This is a genomic window from Gemmobacter lanyuensis, assembly GCF_014652355.1.
Taxonomy (GTDB): Bacteria; Pseudomonadota; Alphaproteobacteria; order Rhodobacterales; family Rhodobacteraceae; genus Gemmobacter; species Gemmobacter lanyuensis.
Map to the genome: position 1 here is coordinate 1 of NZ_BMYQ01000004.1, position 16003 is coordinate 16003.

The 16003-nt window shown below is 61.6% G+C and carries 16 protein-coding genes, 1 tRNA gene and 1 pseudogene; 11 read left to right on the forward strand and 7 right to left on the reverse strand.

Annotated features, from left to right (window positions below; genetic code table 11):
- Positions 1-233: 233 nt before the first annotated feature.
- The 4 genes and pseudogenes from IE101_RS08370 to IE101_RS08385 form a co-directional block, all read left to right on the forward strand.
- A complete protein-coding gene (locus IE101_RS08370) occupies positions 234-581 on the forward strand; it encodes a hypothetical protein (RefSeq protein WP_189633627.1) in 348 nt (115 codons plus the stop codon).
- Positions 556-894: a hypothetical protein gene (locus tag IE101_RS08375; RefSeq protein WP_229804063.1), complete on the forward strand. Its 339-nt coding sequence runs from the start codon at positions 556-558 to the stop codon at positions 892-894. Before IE101_RS08370 ends, IE101_RS08375 begins: the two co-directional genes overlap by 26 nt.
- Before the next feature lie 41 nt (positions 895-935).
- The gene (locus tag IE101_RS08380; RefSeq protein ID WP_189633386.1) at positions 936-2576 is read left to right on the forward strand and encodes a DUF935 domain-containing protein; all 1641 of its coding nucleotides are present in this window, start codon (positions 936-938) and stop codon (positions 2574-2576) included.
- Positions 2577-2646: 70 nt separating this feature from the next.
- A pseudogene (locus IE101_RS08385) lies at positions 2647-2802 on the forward strand (IS3 family transposase); the annotation flags it as partial.
- Between the two features lie 153 nt (positions 2803-2955).
- Here IE101_RS08385 and motA read toward each other — a convergent pair.
- Genes motA through IE101_RS08405 form a run of 4 tightly spaced genes read right to left on the reverse strand, consistent with a single transcriptional unit; the run spans position 2956 to position 5220 of the window.
- Complete coding sequence (motA, locus tag IE101_RS08390; RefSeq protein ID WP_189633387.1) at positions 2956-3801, reverse strand: flagellar motor stator protein MotA; 846 nt, start codon at positions 3799-3801, stop codon at positions 2956-2958.
- Between the two features lie 18 nt (positions 3802-3819).
- Entirely contained in the window at positions 3820-4383 is a 564-nt protein-coding gene (locus tag IE101_RS08395) for a MotE family protein (protein WP_189633388.1), read from the reverse strand.
- Positions 4380-4745 (reverse strand): hypothetical protein, encoded by a 366-nt coding sequence (locus tag IE101_RS08400; protein WP_189633389.1) that lies wholly within the window; start codon positions 4743-4745, stop codon positions 4380-4382. Before IE101_RS08400 ends, IE101_RS08395 begins: the two co-directional genes overlap by 4 nt.
- Before the next feature lie 10 nt (positions 4746-4755).
- Positions 4756-5220 (reverse strand): flagellar basal body-associated FliL family protein, encoded by a 465-nt coding sequence (locus IE101_RS08405; RefSeq protein WP_229804064.1) that lies wholly within the window; start codon positions 5218-5220, stop codon positions 4756-4758.
- 120 nt (positions 5221-5340) lie between these two features.
- Here IE101_RS08405 and fliF point away from each other — a divergent pair, with 120 nt between their 5' ends.
- The 4 genes from fliF to fliP are packed head-to-tail and all read left to right on the forward strand — an operon-like array spanning position 5341 to position 8473.
- Positions 5341-6921, forward strand: a complete 1581-nt coding sequence (fliF, locus tag IE101_RS08410; protein ID WP_189633390.1) for a flagellar basal-body MS-ring/collar protein FliF — start codon at positions 5341-5343, stop codon at positions 6919-6921.
- On the forward strand, positions 6921-7484 hold the full coding sequence (locus tag IE101_RS08415; protein WP_189633391.1) for a FliH/SctL family protein: 564 nt from the start codon (positions 6921-6923) through the stop codon (positions 7482-7484). The genes fliF and IE101_RS08415 overlap by 1 nt, the downstream gene beginning before the upstream one ends.
- A 3-nt stretch (positions 7485-7487) precedes the next feature.
- The gene (locus tag IE101_RS08420; RefSeq protein WP_189633392.1) at positions 7488-7757 is read left to right on the forward strand and encodes a FliM/FliN family flagellar motor switch protein; all 270 of its coding nucleotides are present in this window, start codon (positions 7488-7490) and stop codon (positions 7755-7757) included.
- Positions 7757-8473 carry a flagellar type III secretion system pore protein FliP gene (fliP, locus tag IE101_RS08425; protein ID WP_189633393.1) on the forward strand — a complete coding sequence of 239 codons (717 nt, stop codon included), beginning with the start codon at positions 7757-7759 and terminating at the stop codon, positions 8471-8473. Before IE101_RS08420 ends, fliP begins: the two co-directional genes overlap by 1 nt.
- A 67-nt stretch (positions 8474-8540) precedes the next feature.
- Here fliP and IE101_RS08430 read toward each other — a convergent pair.
- Positions 8541-8616: transfer RNA gene (locus IE101_RS08430), tRNA-Lys, on the reverse strand.
- A 109-nt stretch (positions 8617-8725) separates the two neighbouring features.
- On the opposite strand from IE101_RS08430, the gene dapF reads away from it, so the two are divergent.
- The 3 genes from dapF to IE101_RS08445 are packed head-to-tail and all read left to right on the forward strand — an operon-like array spanning position 8726 to position 12724.
- The gene (gene dapF, locus IE101_RS08435; RefSeq protein WP_189633394.1) at positions 8726-9562 is read left to right on the forward strand and encodes a diaminopimelate epimerase; all 837 of its coding nucleotides are present in this window, start codon (positions 8726-8728) and stop codon (positions 9560-9562) included.
- Positions 9559-10812, forward strand: a complete 1254-nt coding sequence (gene mtaB / locus IE101_RS08440; RefSeq protein ID WP_189633395.1) for a tRNA (N(6)-L-threonylcarbamoyladenosine(37)-C(2))-methylthiotransferase MtaB — start codon at positions 9559-9561, stop codon at positions 10810-10812. The genes dapF and mtaB overlap by 4 nt, the downstream gene beginning before the upstream one ends.
- 22 nt (positions 10813-10834) lie before the next feature.
- On the forward strand, positions 10835-12724 hold the full coding sequence (locus IE101_RS08445; RefSeq protein WP_189633396.1) for a heavy metal translocating P-type ATPase: 1890 nt from the start codon (positions 10835-10837) through the stop codon (positions 12722-12724).
- 32 nt (positions 12725-12756) lie between these two features.
- On the opposite strand, the gene dnaJ is transcribed toward IE101_RS08445, so the two are convergent.
- Positions 12757-13914 carry a molecular chaperone DnaJ gene (gene dnaJ / locus IE101_RS08450; protein ID WP_189633397.1) on the reverse strand — a complete coding sequence of 386 codons (1158 nt, stop codon included), beginning with the start codon at positions 13912-13914 and terminating at the stop codon, positions 12757-12759.
- A 71-nt stretch (positions 13915-13985) separates the two neighbouring features.
- Positions 13986-15896: a molecular chaperone DnaK gene (gene dnaK / locus IE101_RS08455; RefSeq protein WP_189633398.1), complete on the reverse strand. Its 1911-nt coding sequence runs from the start codon at positions 15894-15896 to the stop codon at positions 13986-13988.
- Positions 15897-16003 lie beyond the last annotated feature (107 nt).

Genomic DNA, 16003 nt, shown 5'->3' on the forward strand with positions numbered 1-16003 from the left:
CCTGGATGCCATTCTGGCGCATAAGTCGCCCGACACGGCGCTGGCCGACGCGGATGGACCTCGTCAGCCAGCGCGAATGGCAGATGGTCTCGAACACTCTGGGGATCGTCATCCGGGGGGGGTAAATGATGGTTCAACTTCGTTTTGCGCCCCGTTTCAGCGCGGATATCGCGGCAGGCCAAAAGGTGCAATCCTTCCGCCTCGGCGCGACGCGTGGCCAAGCCGGAGATCCGGTGGAGCTTGTGGAAAGTGGCAGCGGAAGGCTTCTGCGGAAAAGCTGGGTGCTGGGAGTGCAGACTGTCAGCATCTTGCGGGCGCGTGATGAGGATGGCCGCCCCCAGATCCGCGCAATCCAGGTGGACGGTGCCGAGCTGTCTGGCCGGGGCTGCTGGGCCTTTGCCTGCCGCGAGGGTTTCCGTGACAATGAACCCGGCTGCCGCAGCGCCGACGAGGCGATGGCCCGCTTCTTTGCAACCATCTATCCTGCGGCCGATCCAGCCGCAGACATCGAGCCCCTGGGCAATCAAGTTCTCGGAGGAATGGTATCGCCTTCAGATGCCTCCTCTGAAGGACGCGTTTGAAGGCGATCTGATCGCCATCATCCGTGATGACGATCACCTGTCCGACCTGCGTGCTGTCAAGCTGCTGCGGGGCATCCCCCGCGTGCCCCCGACCCGCGAGGGAGAAAAGGGCAAGAAGCGCCATGGCGACTATGCCATCGCTTTGGCCCTGGCGCATTTTGCCAGCCGGATGCGGTGGGTGGAATACGGCTATGTGCCGGTGCCCTCGCGACCCGAGCCGTTGGGCCACAATGGCGGTCCAGCCATGTTCGAGGATCAGCATGGCCGCGCTTGGAACGGGCCGCTGGGTGCCCGATTGCGCGGATCCATCTGAAGTGCCTGCTGCTGCCAACCACCACCTGAAGGACGAATGACATGGCCCCGAACCTCATCCTGACCGACCGCTGGGGCAATCCGGTCCAGCGCGATTTCCTGACCGCTGAAGTCGGGGGACCAACCACCACCGGCGTGCGCTCACCGATCTCCGGCTATCCAGGTGATGGCCTGAATCCGCTACGCCTTGCCTCGATCCTGCGCGCGGCCGACCACGGAGATCCGGTCCAGTACATGGAACTGGCCGAGGTGGTCGAAGAGCGCGATCCGCATTTTCTGGGGGTCATTGGCACACGCAAGCGGGCCGTCAGCCAGCTGGACATAACCGTCGACGCCGCGTCGGAGGACGCCCATGATGTCATGCTGGCGGAAATGGTCCGCGAATGGCTGAAGCGCGATGAACTCCAGCAAGAGCTGTTCCACATTCTGGATTGCATCTCGAAGGGCTACTCCGGCACGGAGATCATCTGGGATACCTCAGAACGGCAGTACATGCCGCTCGAACTGAGGATCCGTGATCCGCGGATCTTCCGGTTCAACCGCACGGACCTGGCCACGCCCATGATGGTGGGCGATTCCGGGCGCGAAGTGCCGCTGCCCGCCTTCAAGTTCATTTTCGCGGACATTCCGGCCAAGTCGGGTCTGCCAGCGCGCTCTGGCCTGGCGCGGGTTGCGATGTGGGGATGGATGTTCAAGGCCTTCACAGCGCGGGATTGGGCGATCTTTACCCAAACTTATGGGCAACCGCTCCGCGTCGGAAAGTGGCAGCCGGGTGCCAGCGACAAGGACAAGGATACCCTATTCCGCGCCGTGGCAAATATCGCCGGGGACTGCGCGGCCATCATCCCGGATACGATGTCGATCGACTTCATCGAATCCAAATCGATCGGGGCAAGCGGCGACTTGTTCCAGAAGCGCATCGACCATCTCGATCAGCAGATTTCAAAGGCGGTCCTCGGCCAAACCGCGACGACGGATGCCATCGCCGGTGGCCACGCGATCGGCCGGGAACACCGCCTGGTGCAGGAGGATATCGAAACGGCTGATGCCATGTCCTTGGCGGCCATCCTCAACCGTGATCTGATCCGACCATGGATCCAGCTGGAGCACGGCCCGCAGAAGCGCTACCCGCGCCTCAGGATCGCACGGGCAAAGACCGAAGATCTCGACCGCTTGGCAACGGCCGTGGACAAGATGGTGCGACTGGGCATGGAGATCGAGGAGGCCGAGGTGAGGTCTCGCTTCGGCTTCGCCGAGCCCAAGCCGGGCGCGCGACTTTTGCAGGCCATTTCCACGCCGATCACCGGGCCGGGCGCATTCGCCCCCGCACCCCCGCAAGGCAATAGGCCCATTGAAGGCCGTAGCTCAAAAATTAAAGGGGGTCAGGCTGTTGCAGCACCGCAGACCGCCCTCCAATCTCAAAGCCCCCTGACGGGCGTTTCTGAGGGGGTTTATGAAACCGCCGCTCTGACTGAACGAATGGGGGCCGAAGCCGATCCCGAGATGGCCCTTCTCATCGACCAGATTGAGATAATTGTAGGGTCAGCCCGCGACCTTGGCGAACTGCGCGAATTGCTGGCATCAGCATATCCCGATCTGGCGACCAGCCGTCTGGCTGCGCGAGTGGCAGCCGGGCTGCTCTCGGCGGAGCTGGCCGGGCGTGAAGGGGCCTTGGATGGCTGACCCTCTTCAGCTCTACCTGAGGCGGCCATTCGATGAGCAGGTCGCAGCGTTTCGGCTCAGGTTGCGCGACCTGAAGGCCGAACTGGTCTGGCGCCGCAACTGGCAAACCCGTCGCGAGGTCGAGATCGCCCTCTTCGAATACATCAACGGCTTCTACAATCCGCGCCGGAAACACTCAGCCCTCGGCTGGAAATCACCCGTGGCCTTCGAACAGAGGGCCGCCTAACATGAGCACCTGACCGGAACAGAACCGGTGCAGGTCCAATGGGCTATCTTAGCCCGATGGAGTTCGAAGCCCCCGCTATGCTAGCTTAACCTGCTGTCCACGAAACCGGCAGCCGCTTAGGATCAGGCCCCCAAACAAGCCTGATCAGATTGTTTAGCCTGTACCACTTATCTCATCGTAACTTGGTCTCAGGTGTTTAGGTAGGCTTTGCCGCCCCACTTCGATGCAATTACGTGCGCTATGATTGTAAAGGTTGGCCACAAGAACTTCTCTGATGACTTGTAGAAAGTGGCGTTCCTCTTCTGAGATCAATTTTACCTTTGTCGCGAAGGGCCCAACGATCCCATATGCGAGAAAAACACCTAAAAATGTACCCACCAGCGCACCCCCAATCATTTTTCCCAAAACCTCAGGGGGTTGATCAATCGCACCCATTGTTTTGATAACTCCGAGAACTGCTGCAACAATGCCAAGTGCCGGCAGTGCATCAGCCATTCCCTGTAGGGCATGAGATGTGTGGAGTGAGGAGTGAAACGCGATATCCATTCTTTTATCTAATATTTCTTCGACCTGATGAGGGTCGTCGTAATTCAAATTCGCTGCACGGAGTGTGTCACAGATAAGCGAGACTGCTTCCGGATCCTTCAAGATCTTCGACGTCTTGAGGAAGATTGGCGATTCCTCCGGGTTGTCAATGTGTGCTTCCAGACTAACCGGATTGTCACGTGCTGTGCGGATCAGTTCATGAAGGAGGCCAAGCAAATCTTGGTAATCTTTATGATTCCACTTCGGCCCTTTGAACACGATCTTGATGTCCTTGATGGTATGCTTAACTGTATGGGTATCGTTTGACACCAGAAATGCCCCTAGTGCGGCACCGCCGATCATAATCATTTCGAATGGAAGAGACTTTAAAATTATACCCATACTGCCCCCAGCAAGCAAATAGCCACCAAAGACCATGACAAAAAGAATGGCGAGACCAGCAAAACCAAGCATTTACTTCTTCCTTAAAGTCTATTTTTTTGCCTCTGCGTTTCTGCCGGCTAGTGTAGCACTCAGGGCATAAGCGCGCGTGGGTTCCATAGCCGCCAGGATTGCAGCCGCCTCCGTTGGCCGCATTCGTCCAAGAAATCCTGCGGCAAATTCGGGTTCCATGCTGTCAAATAGCGCAGAGGCGTCTTTGGGCTTCATGGACTGGTAAATGTCCGTCAACTTGGTCAAGTCTTTTTCAGCAGCTTCATCCGCATAGGCAACAATCCTATTGAGACGCTCTTGCTCCGCTTGGAGCTCCTTCATTTTAAGATTGATTGTGATTTCTGTTTGATCCAGCTTCATTTTTTGAGCTTTAAGTGTTGCCTCCTCCGCAGCAATCGCTTGTTCACGAACATCAAGAGACCTAGCGATGTCAGCCGGGGTCGGCGCGCAGACGAGGGCCTCCTCAGCTCTTCCAAGCGCTGGCCGGCTTGCGGCAAATGCAACGCCTGCCTCAAGACCGACCCTGATAACTGCGCTGGACAGGAGAAGGACCGCGAATGGCATCAGCAGCGGCATGCGTAGCGCGTGCAACGCCGCTTTCATTCTGCGGCCTCAACGCTGGATCGTGTCGCACGACGACGTACAAAGCGGATCCGCCGGTCAGGATCTGTGGGCTCTGGCAGGAGCGAATCGTGCTGTGCGCCCAACAATGCCTCCAGGTTTTCGGCAGCCGTCTCTGCTCGATCGGTGAGGGCTACAAGCTTGCTCACTGAATCCTGAGCAGTGCCCCGCGCCTGCTCTAGCGCCTTGGTGAGGTCGTCGACCTGAGCGGAAAGGACTGCAATGGCGCTGCCCATTCCGGATTCCAAAGTCCCAAATCGCTTTAGACGCTTTGCGAGCACATAACAGTATGCCGCGACACAGAGCGCGCCAGCAATCAGGAGCATATCGGCGATAAATGCCATGGTGCGTTCCTCAACTTAGCAGAAATTCGGTGATCAGAAGGTCTGAAACGCGGTCCTCTCCGACGACCACCTGGATGCGGTGCAGCAGCTGCAACCGGATGTGAAGGAGTGCGCCCGGGTCTTCGAGTTCGGCGACAGAGATTGCGCGCAGATAGGTGTTCATTGTGTCCAGTATGCGGGGCATCAATGCAGCAGCTTCCGTCAGTTTTGCGGATTTGACTTCCAGCTGTGTCGTGAGCCGCAGATGCCTATTTTGCGCCGCAGGTCCGAGCGAGATCACAAGGGAATCGATCGGAAGGAAAGCGATGTCGGCCAGTTCTGACGCCGCTGGCCGATGCGCCGTGATCTTTTCCAACAGATCTGTGTAGGTCGCTGCAAAACTTGCCCCTGCCGACGCAACCCCAAGCGCCGCGCCCATAATCCAAGGCTTCCAAGGGGTTGGTCGATTCGGCTGGGCTTGGTTCAACTCTGCCAATTTCGGCCTCCGGTGACATTGCATCGACATCTATAACCTGCAGGTCACTAACCGAATCTTAAGGCGTGGCCTGCAAAGCTCCATTCGAACCGGGCAGAAGCCCGAAAGCGGAGTCGTGTTGTGCAGAACGTCGTTGATCTTTGGTTGGGCCTTGATTTCCGCGGTAAGGCCGCCGTGATTTTCGCAACTTTGGCGGTCTTCGCGGCGATACTTGCAATGTCGGCCATGACAACCCGACCCGACATGGCCTTGCTTTACGCCGGTTTGGAGGGGGCAGAGTCCGGCGAGGTGTTGGCGGCGTTAGAGCAGCGCGGTGCGGCCTATGAGGTGCGGGGCGATTCCATTTTTGTGGAGGCTGCGGTCCGCGACCAGCTTCGCATGGAACTTGCGGCGCAGGGACTGCCTGAAATTGGGGGAGAGGGCTATGAACTTCTCGATGGGCTGACAGGCTTTGGCACCACGAGCCAGATGTTTGATGCCGCCTATTGGCGGGCCAAGGAAGGCGAGCTTGCGCGGACGATCTTGGCGACCCCGGGGGTCAGATCGGTGCGGGTTCATATCGCACATGCGCCCTCGCAGCCCTTTCAGCAAGACCGTCGGGCAAGCGCGGCCGTGACGGTCACGATGGCTTCCGGCAGCTTGTCCGAGCCCCAGGCCCGCGCGCTGAAGCATCTTGTGGCTTCAGCCGTCAATGCAATGCAGCCCGAAGATGTCTCGGTCATTGACAGCGTTCGGGGGTTGATCGGGGAAAACGCTGGGCCTGCTGGGGCAGATGGGTCTGCCGAAAATCAGGCAAAGTTGTTGAAAGACCGTGTTCTGCGGCTTCTGGAAGCGCGTGTCGGCGCTGGACGGGCAGTTGTGGAGGTGACGGTCGAGCTGGCGACGGAACGGGAGACGATCAACGAGAAAACGTTCGATCCACAAGGCCGTGTGGCGATATCGACCGAAACGTCAGAGACTTCGGGCACATCCTCTGCAGGCGAAGAGAGCGTGACCGTGGCCTCGAATCTGCCAGAGGGAGACGCAGGCCCGGGGGCACAGAACCGCAGCCAAAATGCGGAGTCGCGCGAACGCGTGAATTATGAGGTCTCAGAAACCGCGCGCGAATTGATCCGCGAACCTGGCGCCATACGTCGTCTCAGCGTTGCCGTGCTTATCGATGGCGATGTCACGTCGGGCGAGGGTGAGCAAGCCGCGTTGCAACCGCGCTCCGAGGAGGAACTGTCGGCACTGAAAGAGCTTGTCGCATCTGCGGTCGGTTTTGACGCGTCGCGCGGAGATCAACTCACGCTGAAATCCTTGGCATTTGAGCCGGTTGCAGAACAGGGCACCACGGCCGAGGGCGGGTCGGGCTTCTCTGCCTTCGACGTGATGACCCTCGCAAAGATCGGTATTCTGGGCTTGGTCGCAACGTTGCTTGGTGTCTTCGTCGTGCGGCCCGCTTTGCTGTCGCGGCGTGGCCCCGATGGGATACAGGCGAATTCCGTTTTGGCGCTTCCGGCCGCCGGTGAAACTTCCCCTCCGGTCCTTTCTGGCGAAATTCAGGACATCGGCGATCTGCCGGATCTGCCGATTGTTTCCGGCAAAGCCGAGGAGGTTGCAGATGATCCGGTAGCCCGACTCCGTCGATTGATTGACGCACGGCAAGCCGAATCCGTTCAGATCCTCCGCGGCTGGCTGGAGCGGGAGGAGGAGGCGTGATGGCGCTGAAACTCGAAGATTTTGCCGCTCCGGCGCCACCTGTGGTCGAGGTGGAACCCGAAGATGTTCATCTGGCCGTCTATGAGCAGGGCTATAGCGCCGGATGGGAAGATGCGGCGCGGGCACAGTCCCAGGATCAGACGCTGATGCGGGCTGATCTGGCGCGAAGCCTGCAGGCCCTTGGCTTCACCTATCACGAGGCGCGTGCGCATATGCTCGCAGCATTCGGTCCCCTGGTTCAGGGCATCGTCAGCCAGCTGCTGCCGGAACTCGCACGCGAGACGCTGGCCCCGATCATTCTTGAAGCATTGATGCCGCTCGCCGAGGAAAGTGCGGATGCCCCCGTGACCCTGATGGTGAACCCGGCAGATCGGGAAGCGGTTGCCAGTTTGCTTGAGCAAGCGACCGGTTTCCCGACGGTTATTCTGGAAGAACCCGCGTTGGCGCTCGGCCAGGCGATGATCCGCCTCGGTGATCAGGAACTTCGGGTCGATCTGACGGGCGCCGTCACCCAGATTTCCAAAGCTTTGCGTGGATTCTTCGGATTACAGGAACAGGAGTAACAGATGGAACACTTCGCTGATGGCAATCCGTTCAGCCAGGTCCCGATCGAGATCACCATTTCAGTCGGGAAAGCCCGGCCCATGGTGCGGGATCTGATGCGCCTGCAGCGGGACGCGGTGCTGACGCTGGACCGGCGTGTCGATGATCCAGTGGAACTCTATGTCGGGGACAGACTGATCGCGCGGGGCGAATTGCAGGAACTCGATGGCGACCAATCCGGGCAACTGGCGGTTCGCCTGACGGAAGTGGCCAATATGAAAGGCAGTTTGTAATGCGATTTTGGGGATTGATCATCGTGGCCTGTCTGCTGGCGTCACCAGTCGCAGCGCAGACACTGCCCGATGTTCTTCCAGAAGGCTCGGAGCTTTCATCCCGCGCGGTGCAGATGATCGGCCTGATCACGGTGCTCAGTATCGTTCCGGGGCTCGCGGTCACCGTCACCTGTTTCCCTTTTATCGTGACCGTGCTTTCCATCCTGCGTCAGGCCATCGGCCTGCAGCAGGCGCCGCCGAATATGCTGATGGTCAGCCTCGCGCTGTTTTTGAGTTGGTTTGTCATGGATCCGGTGCTGACCGCTGCCTGGAGCCAGGGAATCGGCCCCTTTTCGCGCGGTGAGATGACCCTCGCGGAGGCGGCCCCCCTCGCGATGGAGCCTTTCCGCGGTTTCATGGCGGCACGCACGGATACGGAAACCTTCACGACCCTGCAGGAGCTTCGCCCCGGCGAATCGGGCCCCGCGGCTGGCGCACCGTTGTCGCTGCTGATTCCTGCCTTCCTATTGTCGGAAATCCAGCGCGCCTTTGAAATCGGGTTTCTTGTCTTTCTGCCGTTCCTGATCATTGATCTGGTTGTGGCGGCAGTCCTGATGGCGATGGGGATGATGATGGTTCCACCCGCCGTCGTGGCGTTGCCGTTCAAGCTTGCATTCTTTGTTGTGGCGGATGGTTGGGCGCTGTTGTCGAGCGCGCTGGTACGCAGCTATTTCTGACAGCGAAATGATCTGTCAGAAAACCCAAAGGGCTTGCGCATTTCTGCGCAAGCCCTTGAGTTTACAGTGGTGAGCCGGACAGGATTCGAACCTGTGACCCGCTGATTAAAAGTCAGCTGCTCTACCAACTGAGCTACCGGCCCACTGTCTGTGAGCGGGTAACTACGGTCTTCGGCCGGGGGGGTCAAGAGCGAAAAAACACAAAAATGTGGGACACTGGCAAAATCTCTGAATCTGGGGTAGGAGGCGCGAATGGCTGAGCATTTTTCCCAAGGCCTGCCGTTCATGAAAATGCACGGTGCGGGCAATGACTTCGTAATTCTCGACTCGCGCGGGCGCGGGGCGGTGACCACATCTGCCTTGGCGCGCGCTTTGGGCGACCGGAATCGTGGTGTCGGCTACGATCAGCTTGCTGAAATCCGCGATGCGGAAGATGCTGATTTCGCACTCGATTTCTGGAATAGTGACGGCAGCCGCGCTGGTGCCTGCGGAAACGCAACCCGTTGCGTCAGTCATTACATGATGCAGCAACTGGGTCGCGATCAGGTCACTTTGCTAACCCAGCGTGGCCGATTGTCGGCGCAGCGCCGGGCGGATGGATTGGTCTGTGTGAACATGGGGCATCCGCAGCGCGCGTGGCAGGAGGTGCCTCTTTCCCATGCGGTGGATACCGACCACCTGCCTCTGCCCGGGGACCCGGTTGCTGTGGGCATGGGCAATCCGCATTGCGTGTTTTTCGTCGCAGATGCCGACGCCCTGGATATCACCGCCGAGGGCCGCCGCTACGAGACCGATCCGCTTTTCCCGCAGAAAACCAATGTGGAATTCGCAAGCCTCATCGGCCCTGACCGCTTGCGCATGCGGGTGTGGGAACGTGGCGCCGGCATCACGCTGGCCTGCGGTTCCGGGGCCTGCGCGACGGCGGTTGCGGCGGCGACCCGCGGCCTTACTGGCCGGAACGTGACGCTCGATCTTGATGGCGGTGTGCTGGAGATCGACTGGCGTGATGATGGCGTCTGGATGGCGGGCCCCGTCGCCCATGTTTTCGACGCGGTTCTGTCCCCCGAATTTCTGCGGTCCGTCGCATGAGCGCGCCGGTCTTTTCGACGCTCGGCTGCCGTCTGAACGCCTATGAAACCGAGGCGATGAAGGAGCTGGCTGCCGCTGCGGGTGTGGAAAACGCGGTGGTCGTGAACACCTGTGCGGTAACGGCCGAGGCGGTCCGCAAGGCCAAGCAAGAGATTCGCCGTCTCGCACGCGAAAATCCCGGTGCGCCGGTTATCGTGACCGGCTGCGCCGCCCAGACCGAGCCGGAGACCTTTGCCGCCATGCCCGAGGTGACGCGGGTGGTCGGCAATACCGAAAAGATGCAGGCAGAGACGTGGACGGGTCTGCGCGTTCCCGATCTGATCGGCGCGACTGAAAAGGTCCAGGTCGATGATATCATGTCGGTCAAGGAAACGGCGGGCCATCTGATCGACGGCTTCGGCAGGCATCGCGCCTATGTGCAGGTGCAAAATGGCTGTGACCATCGGTGCACCTTCTGCATCATCCCCTTTGGCCGGGGCAATTCCCGGTCTGTGCCCGCCGGTGTCGTGGTGGAACAGATCCGCCGTCTGGTGGACCGCGGCTTCAACGAAGTGGTGCTGACCGGCGTCGATCTGACCAGCTGGGGGGCGGATCTGCCCGCAACGCCGCGCCTTGGTGATCTGGTCATGCGGATCCTGCGGCTGGTCCCCGATCTGCCGCGGCTGCGCATCAGTTCGATTGACTCGATCGAGGCGGATGAGATGCTGATGCAGGCCATCGCGACCGAGCCGCGCCTTATGCCGCATCTGCACCTCAGCCTGCAGGCCGGGGATGACATGATCCTCAAGCGCATGAAACGTCGCCACCTGCGGGATGATGCGATCCGGTTCTGCGAAGACGCGCGGCGGCTTCGCCCGGAAATCATCTTCGGCGCTGATATCATCGCCGGGTTCCCGACCGAAACCGAAGAGATGTTCACAAACTCGCTGAAGCTGGTGGAAGATTGCGGTCTGACCTTCCTGCACGTCTTCCCTTTCAGCCCGCGCAAGGGGACGCCCGCGGCCCGCATGCCGCAGCTGAAGGGGCCAGTTGTCAAGGACCGCGCGGGGCGTCTGCGCGCGGCGGGCGATCTGGCGCTGGCGCGGCATCTGCAGGCGCAGGTCGGGCGTAGCCATCGTGTTCTGATGGAAGGGCCGCGTCTGGGCCGCACGGAGCAGTTCACCGAAGTGGCCTTCGCGGCCGACCAGCCCGAGGGGCAGATTATCGCAGCCACCATCAATGGGTTTGCCGCCGGTCAGCTCACCGCCTAGGGTCGTCGGGAAGGAGTTCCCTATGGCCCAAGATCACGTCCATACCCCGACCGAATCGCAATTGGAAACGCTGCTGACCGCCGTCACCCTGATTGGGATGGCGGCGGCCCTTTTTGGTGAATTTGTTCTCGACGGCTGGTGGGATCATCTCGGGATCATCGCCGTCTATCTGGCTGCCGGGGTGCCGCTTGTTCTGGGCGCTCTTTCGGTGTTGCTCCGCGAAAGGCGGCTGGACATCGATTTTCTGATGGCCCTCGCGGCCGCGGCGGCGGCCCTTGTGGGGTCGCATCTGGAAGGGGCGGTCCTTCTGACGCTGTTTGCCATTTCTGAAACGCTGGAACACCGGGCGATGGGCCGGGCCCGCCGCGCTGTTGAGGCACTGATGGCATTGCGCCCCGACACAGCCTTCCTGAAAACGGCGGGTGGCCTGCGCGAGGTGCCGTCCGACAGTCTTCAGCCGGGCGATGTGGTCGTCGTGCGGCCTGGCGGGCGCATCCCGGTGGATGGCCGGATCGTTGCGGGCGAAGCTGCGATGGATCTTTCGACCATCACCGGCGAATCAATGCCTGTGCAGCGGCGGGCCGGGGACCCGGTCTTTGAGGCGACGGTGAACCTGAATGGCGTGCTGGATGTAGGCGTTGAACGCGCGGTTGCCGAAAGCACCGTGGCGCGGATGGTTCGCCTTGTGACCGAGGCGCAGGCCGCCAAGGCCCCGTCCGAGCGTTTTTCGGATTGGTTCGGCCAGCGCTATACAGTGCTGGTGCTGGTCGCGGCGGTATTGGCCTATGGCGGCCAGCTTGCCTTCGGTATCGCGCAGCAAGAGGCGCTCTATCGCGCGGCGACGCTGCTGGTTGCGGCAAGCCCCTGTGCGGTGGTGATCTCGGTCCCCGCGGCGATCCTGTCGGCGCTGTCGGCGGCGGCGCGTGGGGGGGTGTTGTTCAAGGGCGGTGCGGCGCTGGAAACCCTCGCCGAGGTGCGCGCCTTCGCCTTCGATAAAACCGGAACCCTGACCACGGGCCAGGCCGAGGTCACAGGCATCTATGCCGAGGATGCCGATCGCTTTCTGTGCAAGATCGCCGGGCTTGAGGCCCATTCCGAACATCCCATCGCTGATGCGATCCGCCGCGCCACGGCGGAACGCGGCCTGCAGCCCGATCCGGTGACCGATGTCATGGCCCATCCGAGCGAAGGGATCACAGGGCGCGATGACCAGGGCCCGATCTGGGCCGGCAATCCGCGCATGGCCGCCCGCATGGGGGCCGACCTGCCGCATCTGGAGGGCGTCAGCAACGGCGCCGAGACGCTGATCTGGCTGGGTCGTGGGGCGGTGCTGATGGGGGCAATCACCGTAGCGGACCGGCCGCGCGACAGTTCGCGCGATGCGCTGGCGGCCTTGAAGGCGCGGGGTGTTACCGTGGCGCTGATGACGGGCGACCGGCGCCCGGTGGCCGAACGGATCGGGGCCGAGCTGGGCCTTGCACCCGACGACATCCACGCCGGGCTGATGCCCGAGGACAAGGTTGATCTGGTCGCGGGGCTGGCCGCCAAGGGCCGCGTGGCCTTTGTCGGCGATGGGGTGAACGATGCCGCCGCCCTGGCCCGCGCCGATGTCGGCATCGCCATGGGGGCGGCCGGCAGCGAGGTTGCACTGCAGGCCGCCGATGTGGCGCTTTTGTCCGAAGAGATGGGGCAGCTGGCTGCCGCTCATCGTCTGGCCGCACGAACGGCGCGGATCATTCGCCAGAACCTGATCTTCGCCATCGGGGCGATGGGGTGTCTGGTGATCGGGGGCCTGTTCTTCAACCTGCCACTGCCGCTGGCTGTTCTCGGCCACGAGGGCGGCACGGTTTTGGTGGTGCTGAACGGGCTGCGGCTGCTGGCCGATCCCATCCGCGCCGACCGCCGCGCCTGAAACGGAAAAGGGCGCCCGCGGGCGCCCTTTTGTTAGTTCTTCATGCCATCCCAGAAGTTCTTGACCTTCGAGAAAAAGGACGAAGCCTCAGGGTTGTTTTCCTCGGAAAGCTTCTCGAACTCACGCAGCAGCTCTTTTTGGCGGGCGGTCAGGTTCACCGGGGTTTCCACGACCAGCTCGATCAGCAGATCGCCGACCCCGCCGCCACGCAGGGCAGGCATCCCCTTGCCGCGCAGGCGCATCTGCTTGCCGGTCTGGCTGCCCGCCGGAACCTTCACCCGTGACCTGCCGCCGTCGATCGTCGGCACCTCGACCTCGCCGCCCATTGCGGCCGTGGTCATCGGCACCGGGACGCGGAAGAACAGATGCACGCCATCGCGCTGGAAGATCGAATGATCCCGCACCTCGATGAAGATATAGAGATCCCCCGAAGGCCCGCCACGCAGACCGGCCTCGCCCTCACCGGCAAGGCGGATGCGCGTGCCGGTTTCAACACCCGCCGGGATATTGACCGAAAGCGCCCGGTCTTTCTCCACCCGGCCCGCGCCTGCACAGACCTTGCAGGGGTTTTTGACCATCTGCCCCATGCCATTACAGGTGGGGCAGGTGCGTTCGACGGTGAAAAAGCCCTGCTGCGCCCGCACCTTGCCCAGACCCGAGCAGGTCGGGCAGGTCACAGGCTCGGCGCCGCCCTCCGCCCCGGTGCCATGGCAGGCCTCACAGGCGGTCGAAGCCGGGACGTTGATGGTTTTCTGGACGCCCTTGAAGGCCTCCTCAAGCGAGACGCGCAGATTGTAGCGCAGGTCAGACCCGCGCTGCGCCCGGCTGCGCGCGCCCGCGCCGCCACGGCCCCCGCCGCCCATGAAATCGCCGAACAGATCCTCGAACACATCCGAGAAGGCGCTGGCGAAATCGGCATTGCCGCCGCCAAAGCCGCCCCGCGCGCCGCCGCCGCCCATGCCCCCTTCGAAGGCCGCATGACCATAGCGGTCATAGGCGGCTTTCCGGTCTGGGTCTTTCAGCACGTCATAAGCCTCGTTCACTTCCTTGAACTGGGCTTCGGCATTGGGGTTGTCGGAATTGCGGTCGGGGTGCAGCTCCTTGGCCTTCTGGCGATAGGCCTTCTTCAACTCTTCGGCGGAAGCGCCGCGAGATGCGCCGAGCACCTCGTAATAATCGCGTTTTGCCATCGCAAACTCCCCTTAGGAACCGGAGAGGGGCGGCCCGTCGCCGGACCGCCCCCTTTCCGTTTCCAGCGGTCTTACTTCCGCTTGTTTTCGCCGAGGTCCTCGAAGTCGGCATCGACGATGTCATCGTCCGAGGCCCGCGGGCCATCGCCGTCCTCTGCCCCGTCCGCGTCGGCCTGCTGGGCCTTGTAGATCGCCTCGCCCAGCTTCATCGCAGCTTCGGTCAGGTTCTGGATGCCGCCGCGGATCTTGCCGGCGTCTTCCGACTTGAGCGTTTCTTCCAGCGCCCCCATGGCAAGCTCGATCGCCTCGACGGTCGAGGGATCAACCTTGTCGCCATGATCGGCCAGCGACTTCTTGGTCGAGTGGAGCAGGCTTTCACCCTGGTTCTTGGCCTCGACCAGCTCCTTGCGCTTCTTGTCGGCCTCGGCATTGGCCTCGGCGTCGCGGACCATCTTGTCGATTTCCTCATCGGACAGACCGCCCGAAGCCTGGATCGTGATGTTCTGCGATTTGCCGGTGCCCTTGTCCTTGGCGCTGACCGACACGATGCCGTTGGCGTCGATGTCGAATGTCACCTCGATCTGCGGCATGCCGCGCGGAGCCGGCGGGATGTCTTCCAGATTGAACTGCCCGAGCATCTTGTTGTCAGCCGCCATCTCGCGCTCGCCCTGGAACACCCGGATCGTCACAGCGTTCTGGTTGTCTTCGGCGGTCGAGAAGACCTGGCTCTTCTTGGTCGGGATGGTGGTATTGCGGTCGATCAGGCGGGTGAACACGCCGCCCAGCGTCTCGATCCCCAGCGACAGCGGGGTCACGTCGAGCAGCACCACATCCTTCACGTCGCCCTGCAGCACGCCCGCCTGGATCGCCGCGCCAAGCGCCACGACCTCATCGGGGTTCACGCCCTTGTGGGGTTCCTTGCCGAAGAATTTGGTCACTTCCTCGATGACGCGCGGCATACGGGTCATACCGCCGACCAGAACCACTTCGTCGATGTCGCTGGTCGACAGGCCCGCATCTTTCAGCGCAGCCTGGCAGGGCTTCATCGACTTCTTGATCAGGTCATCCACCAGGCTTTCCAGCTTGGCGCGGGTCAGTTTCATGACCATGTGCAGCGGGGTGCCCGAGTTGCGGTCCATCGAGATGAACGGCTGGTTGATCTCGGTCTGCTGGCTGGACGACAGCTCGATCTTGGCCTTTTCGGCAGCTTCCTTCAGACGCTGCAGCGCCATCTTGTCTTGAGTCAGATCGACGCCATGCTCTTTCTTGAACTCGTCGGCCAGATAGCTGACGATCCGCATGTCGAAGTCTTCGCCACCGAGGAAGGTGTCGCCGTTGGTCGATTTCACTTCGAACAGGCCATCGTCGATTTCGAGGATGGTGATATCGAAGGTGCCGCCGCCAAGGTCATAGACGGCGATGGTCTTGGTGTCTTTCTTGTCCAGACCATAGGCCAGCGCGGCGGCGGTCGGTTCGTTGATGATGCGCAGCACCTCGAGGCCCGCGATCTTGCCCGCGTCCTTGGTGGCCTGACGCTGGGCGTCGTTGAAATAGGCCGGGACGGTGATGACGGCCTGGGTCACGGTCTCACCCAGATAGGATTCGGCCGTTTCCTTCATCTTCTGCAGAATCATCGCCGAAACCTGGGCGGGCGAGTATTTCTCGCCACGGGTTTCGACCCATGCATCCCCATTGCCGCCGTTGACGACATTGTAGGGCAGGTTCTTCTGATCCTTGAGGATCGCCGGGTCATCATGGCGACGGCCAATCAGACGCTTGACGGCGAAAATGGTATTGGTGGGGTTCGTGACGGCCTGACGCTTGGCAGCCTGCCCGACCAGGCGTTCGGTTTCGGTGAAACCGACGATCGAGGGCGTGGTGCGCGCGCCTTCCGAGTTTTCGATGACGCGGGGTTGCGAACCATCCATGATGGCAACGCAGGAGTTCGTGGTCCCGAGGTCAATCCCGATGACTTTGGCCATGATATACTACCTCTTCCTTCGGCGATGTTGTGGGGCCGGACCCTCATAAGGCTTCCGTCCCCGATCCCAATCCGGCAGGCTAGGGCGGCCCGCCCCAACCGGCTTCT

What these genes read in the sequence shown, in the direction of transcription:
- dnaK (WP_189633398.1), bottom strand. Translation starts at nt 15,896, where the DNA reads ATGGCCAAAGTCATCGGGATTGACCTCGGGACCACGAACTCCTGCGTT.
- IE101_RS08395 (WP_189633388.1), bottom strand. Translation starts at nt 4,383, where the DNA reads ATGAAAGCGGCGTTGCACGCGCTACGCATGCCGCTGCTGATGCCATTC.
- IE101_RS08445 (WP_189633396.1), top strand. Translation starts at nt 10,835, where the DNA reads ATGGCCCAAGATCACGTCCATACCCCGACCGAATCGCAATTGGAAACG.
- IE101_RS08415 (WP_189633391.1), top strand. Translation starts at nt 6,921, where the DNA reads ATGGCGCTGAAACTCGAAGATTTTGCCGCTCCGGCGCCACCTGTGGTC.
- dnaJ (WP_189633397.1), bottom strand. Translation starts at nt 13,914, where the DNA reads ATGGCAAAACGCGATTATTACGAGGTGCTCGGCGCATCTCGCGGCGCT.
- mtaB (WP_189633395.1), top strand. Translation starts at nt 9,559, where the DNA reads ATGAGCGCGCCGGTCTTTTCGACGCTCGGCTGCCGTCTGAACGCCTAT.
- IE101_RS08380 (WP_189633386.1), top strand. Translation starts at nt 936, where the DNA reads ATGGCCCCGAACCTCATCCTGACCGACCGCTGGGGCAATCCGGTCCAG.
- IE101_RS08400 (WP_189633389.1), bottom strand. Translation starts at nt 4,745, where the DNA reads ATGGCATTTATCGCCGATATGCTCCTGATTGCTGGCGCGCTCTGTGTC.
- motA (WP_189633387.1), bottom strand. Translation starts at nt 3,801, where the DNA reads ATGCTTGGTTTTGCTGGTCTCGCCATTCTTTTTGTCATGGTCTTTGGT.
- dapF (WP_189633394.1), top strand. Translation starts at nt 8,726, where the DNA reads ATGGCTGAGCATTTTTCCCAAGGCCTGCCGTTCATGAAAATGCACGGT.
- IE101_RS08420 (WP_189633392.1), top strand. Translation starts at nt 7,488, where the DNA reads ATGGAACACTTCGCTGATGGCAATCCGTTCAGCCAGGTCCCGATCGAG.
- IE101_RS08375 (WP_229804063.1), top strand. Translation starts at nt 556, where the DNA reads ATGCCTCCTCTGAAGGACGCGTTTGAAGGCGATCTGATCGCCATCATC.
- fliP (WP_189633393.1), top strand. Translation starts at nt 7,757, where the DNA reads ATGCGATTTTGGGGATTGATCATCGTGGCCTGTCTGCTGGCGTCACCA.